Source organism: Bradyrhizobium sp. Mp27 (genome assembly GCF_029953005.1).
Taxonomy (GTDB): Bacteria; Pseudomonadota; Alphaproteobacteria; order Rhizobiales; family Xanthobacteraceae; genus Bradyrhizobium; species Bradyrhizobium barranii.
Window position 1 is genome coordinate 1 of the sequence record NZ_JASAUS010000265.1, and the last position, 6,328, is coordinate 6,328.

Below are 6,328 nucleotides of genomic sequence, written 5' to 3' on the forward strand. Positions count from 1 at the left end.
ACGCGCCCATTGCCTGTCGTTCAGCCAAAACAAACCAGCGCGCATTCTCTCGCCCCCGAATCAACACGTAGGCAAGAGAATCACGTGGCGCTATTTAGGTACAGACCCTAGTCCCATCAGTAGGACTCGGTGAAATTAAAATCAACGGCGACACAGCGCCGTAGTCGGGGAAGCGCAGAGGGCTTCCTGTTGACATCACACGGGCCGGGTCTGCACGCGCCACCGCGCGTACACATTCAGCGCGCGAGCGGGCCACTCTCGGGTAACGTGGCCCTTGTCGGTATCGAGACCAATGTGAGCAACTTGGCGCCACACGCCGCGACGAAGTGCCTGCATAGCCTGCGAATTCACTTCGGCACGCGACTTGCTCTCTTTGCGGCATCACCACCAATCGCTTGCGATGATCCTCGGGGGCGGACTCGGCGCGCGTCGCTGTTAGCGTCTGGTCCGCCCCGACGGTTTGCTGCGGCGATAACTTAAGGGCGCTCGGTCGTGGGCCGAGACAATACAGGGAAGTGTTGGATGCGATCCGGAGTTCTTCTTTTAGGAGCCACGACAATTGCGCTCGTCGCAAACGGTGCAGCGAACGCGGCAGACCTTGAGCCAGAAGTGAAACTGCCGCCCGCGGTGTGGAACTGGTCGGGAGGCTATATTGGCGGGCACCTCGGCGGCGGCTACGGCCGAACCTCCTTCAGCAATCCTACGGTCCGTCAATCTATGGCGATGTCGTCGATACCCCAGTGCTTCTCGCGGGTGGCCAGATCGGCTACAATTGGCAGAAGAATGGCTGGGTGTTCGGCGTCGAACTCGATGCCAGCGGTGCTGTCTCCGACGGCACGAATACTTGCCTCGCCGCCTCCGGCTTTGTCGTGAGTGCAAACTGCAAGGCAGGTCCCAACGTCTTTGCCACCGGGACTGGGCGCGTCGGTTACGCGTTTGGCGCGCTGGGCCGCACGTTGGCCTATCTTAAGGGAGGAGTGGCTTGGCAAAACAATCGAGGCGACGTCGTCAACAACTTTGAAGGCGGCGCGCCACAGGAGAAAACCCATTTCGACTATGGTCGCCTCGGTGGCGTCATCGGGCTAGGCGTCGAGCAAGCACTTACGTCTGCATGGTCGGTCAACGTCGAGTATGACTATCTCCATTTCGGCGGGCCGAGTGTCGCAACGCCTCCGACGGTGCAGAATCCGCCGTTCGCCATTCTTCCGGCGAACATAACCAGCCTCTCCAGCAGCTATCACATCGGAAAGATCGGGTTGAACTACCATTTTGGCGCCGACCCGTGGGTGGTGCGTTGGCCCGATGCGCCGCTCTACGCAAAAGCGCCCGCCGGCGCGGCGCCGATTGCTTACACGGCCGGTTGGTCGTTCGAAGGCGGATCGCGACTCTGGCTCAGCCGGGGTCGATTCCAATGGGACCGCAGCGCAGTGGCCTCCGGCGGCCTTGAAGACCCCAGCATGCTAATATCGAGGCTCACCTATCACGGACTTGACGGACTTTCCGGGGAGCTATTTGGCCGTCTCGACAGCCCGTGGGGGGTGTTCCTGAAGGGCAACATTGGCCTTGGGCGCTTCGACAAAGGACACATGAACGACGAAGATTGGGGCCTCCCCCCGAACCTCTCCTATGTCAACACGATATCAGGCCAGGCCAACGGGAGGTACACCTACTACACGGCCGACGTAGGTTATGATTTCCTCCGCGCCGCCAACTACAATGTCGGCGGCTTTATCGGCTGGACGTATTACGAACAGAGCTCCGATTCGAGGGGGTGTGTACAGATAGCTGCCCCACCTCCATGCTTGGCGCCGGACGACGACCAGGTCGTTGGCAGCCAGAATACTCAGTGGAATGCAGCTCGTGTCGGCCTAAGCGCCGAAACCATGCTCACCGAGCGTTGGCGTTTGAACGCTGACGTCGCTTACCTGCCCTGGACCGATTTCAAGGGGCGTGACCATCATCTCTTGCGCCCGACGACCATGTTTGATGAACAACGGAGCAATGGGGGCCGAGGCGTCCAGGTTGAAGGCGTCTTGTCCTACTTCGTCACCAGGAACTTCAGCGTCGGCGTCGGTGGCCGCTACTGGGCGATGTGGACCAACAGCCGAAGCGACTCATTGTGCAGCAGCAGCGGCTGCGTTGAGCCGACCATGCTTGCGAAGTACAGCATGGAACGCTGGGGTACGTTCTTTCAGGCCTCCTATAAGCTCGATTGAAAAGATCGCACCAAAAGCCAAGAGCCAGGCTTTCGACGCCCCCTCAAGCTTTGGTAGTGACCATCCACCTCCGCGCCACCTGGACCGGCATGCGGATTATCCGAGCCGTTGTTGCAGGCGAGCGCAATCCCGACGTGTTGGCAACCTATCGGGACGTGCGTTGTCATTCTTCGACCGAGACAATCCGCGCGGCACTGGTGGGCAACGACCGGGAAGAACATGTCTTCGCCCTCCGTCAATCGCTGGAACTATACGACGTTTACCAGGCGAAGATGCTGGACTGCGACCGCAAGCTCGAAGCCTTGATCGCCGTATTGAGCAACAAAGGGGCAAAAGCGGGCGCAAAGTTATCAAAGCCACGCGTTAAGACCAAGCAGGTCAACACACCTACCTTCGATGTCAGGGCCGCGCTGTACGGAATGCTCGGCGTCGATTTGACTGAGATCCATGGGTTAGGTCCGTCCCTCTCGCTGAAGCTCATCGGCGAGTGCGGCACGGATCTGAGGGCATGGCCGAGCGCCAAGCACTTCACCTCGTGGCGCTGCCTTGCACCGGGCAACAAAATCTCCGGCGGCAAGGTGCTGTCTTCACGCACACGAAGATCGTCCAGTCGGGCAGCCGCACTGTTGCGATTGGCGGCCACTACTGTCGGACGGAGCGATACGGCGCTCGGCGCATTCTATCGCCGGCTATCCTCACGTGCAGGCAAATCAAAGGCGGTGACGGCGACCGCCCGCAAGATCGCAGTTCTATGCTACAACACCCTGCGGCACGGCATGCCCTACAGAGATCCGGGTGCAGACCAATATGAGCGACAATATCGCAGCCGTGTGCTCGCCAACCTTCAGCGCCGAGCCAAATCACTGGGCTTCGTGTTACAGGCTCTTCCGGGGGACGCCAATCCGGCTGTTTCTTAGGAAGGCCGCAGCCTACTTCGCGAAGGAAGCGACATGAAGTTCGCCTTCGTCGCGAAGCACCGGACGATCTGGCCGGCGGCATGGCTATGCGATGCGCTGGGAGTGTCGCGGTCGGGCTTCCATGCCTGGCTCAACCGCTCTCCCAGCGCCAGATCCCGCAGCGACCAGGAGCTCGGCGGCAAGGTCAAGGCCAGCTTCGTCGCCAGCGACCGCACCTATGGCGCACGCCGGGTGTGGCGTGACCTGCTCGCCGACGGGGCGGATTGCGGCCTGCACCGGATTGAGCGGCTGATGCGCCTGCAAGGCTTGCGGGCGCGGCCGCGACGTCGGCGCTTGCCGAAGGATGACGGCGATCGACAGCTCGAGACCGTACCGGCGAACCTCCTTGACCGGCAGTTCGCCGCCGAGCGTCCCAGTACACCAGCGAGCAGTTCCAGCGCCTGATGGCCGACCACGGCATCGTTGCAGCATGAGCCGCTCCGGCAACGTCTGGGACAACGCGGCGATGGAGAGCCTCTTCTCCTCGCTCAAGACCGAGCGTACGGCCAACAAGATTTATCGAACCAGAGACGAGGCACGCGCCGATGTGTTCGACTACATCGAACGATTTTACAACACGACCCGCAGGCACTCGACCATCGGCTATCTCAGCCCGGTTGCGTTCGAGCGCAAGGTGGGATTAGCTTAACCGGGTGTCCATCAAACCGGCAGCAGCTCAAGTGAAAAGAACTAGCTGCAGTTGCCTTTTTGATTGGCCGCGATCCGACATCGCGCTAACCCAGTAGGCCGTAAGCGTGGCGCAAGCTTGCGAAAGATGCGCAGTTCGGTCGATCGTCGGAAAGCTGGACGCTGATCAACTACAGCCTGTTTTGGAGGGCATCGAAGAGGCCGTCGCGGCTCTCGAAGCAGCCGAGGATCACGCCAATCCAAGAACCTGCGAGAAGCGAACTGCCGAGCGCAGAGCCAACCGCGGTCAGCTGCCGGAGTATTTGCCGCGCATCGTCGAGACCCTGATGCCCACTGCAACCTGCCGCCCGTGCTGCGCAGGCGTCCTTTTTGAAATTGGGAGCGATGAGAGCCAGAGGCTCGACGTCGTACCGGCGCAGTATCGCGTAATCGTCACTCGCCGGCCCAAACTGGCCTGCCGCGCTTGTCATGGCGTCGTCCTCCAGCATGCCGGGCCCGAACACTGCCCACGGAGCGGCTGGTCAGCGCATGTGATCGATGCCAAGTATCATTGGCATTTGCCGCTTTATCGCCAGGCGCAGATGTTGGCGACGCACGGCATCGCCATCGACCGTCGGCCAAGCCGGTAGTCTGATCACGTCCGCAAGCGTGGTCGGCTTGGAGTGAGCACGTCTGCATAGTCCTCGAGAGCCAACCTTCTTTCCTCGCTGATCGCGTCGGCGGCATGAAACTCGAGACCTGCGACAAGTTTCGCGGATACCGATACCGCGGCGGCGTGCTGCACCGAAAGCTCGCGGTGACGCTCAATCACATCAATAATCGTATCAAATTCAGTCGCCATGGCGCATTTGCCCCAGGCCACATTAGATCGGCACCAACCAATCCTAGTAGGTGCTTCCAGTCCTTCTCAGCGATACTGCTTGGTGGCACTCTTGGGAATTGAGCCTCTCGGGGGGCCGCGGTGGTCGGTCTCGCTTATCCAAGGGCGAAGGCTGGCCACCGAAGTTTGCAGCGCGTGGTAGGGATAAGCGCTTCCGGAGGCGTGAGCGCCGAGTCACCGCCGCCAACTTCACTGGCCGCGCGGGCGCGGTAGGGACAGCGTCGGGTTCTCACTCCCGACGGCGCCGAGTCATGTCCGCGTGCCTCCAAGTCCGCGTGTGCGCCGCGGAGTGGAGCAACCATGATGCCAAATTTATTGCCTCGTACGATCTAAAAGAGGCAAGGTCGGACCCGCACGAGCGCTTTCTTACAAATGCGATCGAGTGCGGCTGGTCTCCCGGGAGTTTGGACCCTGACGACATTCTATTTGGAGGGTTCATTTGTCGATCAAACGCAAACGGTCGCAGCACTCAACCATCAATCCAGCCTTCGACTCCAACGAGAAAGAGAGACTTGCTAGCAGCTAGGCCACATCTACGACGATTGAAGCTGCTACGTTCCGGTTCTCGTGAATAAGGGGAACTAAGGCGCGGCAGTTGGTCTCCGCGGGTACAGCAAACAGGCCAGCCTACAAGGCGCTGCTCCTTGGAGCCCACCAAATCCGGTAGTTGAGGCGACCGCGGCAGATTTGCAGAGTACGACCCCGTTTATCGATCCCAGGGGCGATGCCGGAGCAAGCTTATGGCAAGCGTTCAGTACTTCGTCACGCGCCATAAAGGCCAGTGGATGGTTGCGCTCAATTGCGAGTACTCCGGCCCCTACGCCACTGAGGAAGAGGCGATCCGCGTCGCGGTCGACGCTGCCCACAAGGAGGGAAAGGTAGGACGCGACGCTCAGGTTCTAGTTCAGGGCCATGACCACAGGTTCAGACACGAGTGGACATATGGCCAGGACCCATACCCACCGTCCGGCTAAATCGGGCTGGCGCTGGCCTTCTGGGCCGATCTCGGACACGGCCCTCAGGTGGTCACCCCGTAGTTTTGCAGCAGCGCCTTCTCGATCGCGGGCAAACAACTTGGCTTTGGCGCGCTGTCGACCAGAAAATGGCTTCGTTCTCGACGTCTTGATCCAGCGCCGAACGCGCTGCGCAGCGGCTCATGAAGAAGCTGTTGAAATACGCCGGCACGCCGCCGCGCGTGATGATCACGGACAAGCTCCGTTCGTACGGCCCTGTGAGGGCGAAGATGGGCTTTCACGTCGAACATCGCCAGCACAAAGCTCTTAACAATCGGGCCGAGATTTCTCATCAGCCGACGCGGCGACGCAAGCCGATCATGAAGGGTTTCAAATCGTCCGATCAGGCTCAACGGTTTCTGTCAGTTCACGATCAATCAGGTCGCGAACCTTTTCCACATCCCCTATCCCGGAGCCGTCACCGCCGACTTCCGTCGTGCTTCGCGCGAGCGAGCCTTTGCGACTTGGCGCGAAATCTCCGCGACAAGCCGAATCTCGAACTGAGAAGAGAGCTGGCCCCGGTTGTTTGGACAGCGCCCCGCTGGATTTAAGTGGATTCCTGCCGGGTTATGCTGAACGCGGGGCTTTACGGTTTTGTCGTTGCGTCGGGAGGGC

General features: G+C 60.5%; 2 protein-coding genes and 4 pseudogenes. 5 read left to right on the forward strand and 1 reads right to left on the reverse strand.

All coding sequences use genetic code 11. The features are described 5' to 3' along the window. Window positions 1-740: 740 nt before the first annotated feature. From QJT78_RS47390 to QJT78_RS47405, 4 genes and pseudogenes are all read left to right on the forward strand, one after another. Window positions 741-2,216, forward strand: coding sequence for an outer membrane beta-barrel protein (locus tag QJT78_RS47390; RefSeq protein WP_049803187.1), 1,476 nt, complete (start codon window positions 741-743; stop codon window positions 2,214-2,216). Between the two features lie 83 nt (window positions 2,217-2,299). Further along, window positions 2,300-3,133: pseudogene (locus QJT78_RS47395) on the forward strand (transposase); the annotation flags it as partial. After that, a pseudogene (locus QJT78_RS47400) lies at window positions 3,134-3,821 on the forward strand (IS3 family transposase); the annotation flags it as partial. Window positions 3,822-3,934: 113 nt separating this feature from the next. Next, a pseudogene (locus QJT78_RS47405) lies at window positions 3,935-4,434 on the forward strand (IS66 family transposase zinc-finger binding domain-containing protein); the annotation flags it as partial. Window positions 4,435-4,454: 20 nt separating this feature from the next. Here QJT78_RS47405 and QJT78_RS47410 read toward each other — a convergent pair. Then, the gene (locus QJT78_RS47410; protein WP_240537772.1) at window positions 4,455-4,661 is read right to left on the reverse strand and encodes a hypothetical protein; all 207 of its coding nucleotides are present in this window, start codon (window positions 4,659-4,661) and stop codon (window positions 4,455-4,457) included. Between the two features lie 1,102 nt (window positions 4,662-5,763). Here QJT78_RS47410 and QJT78_RS47415 point away from each other — a divergent pair. Continuing rightward, window positions 5,764-6,217, forward strand: a pseudogene (locus QJT78_RS47415) (DDE-type integrase/transposase/recombinase); the annotation flags it as partial. Window positions 6,218-6,328 lie beyond the last annotated feature (111 nt).

Coding starts and splice junctions, on each gene's coding strand:
- QJT78_RS47410 (WP_240537772.1), bottom strand. CDS start 4,661: ATGGCGACTGAATTTGATACGATTATTGATGTGATTGAGCGTCACCGC.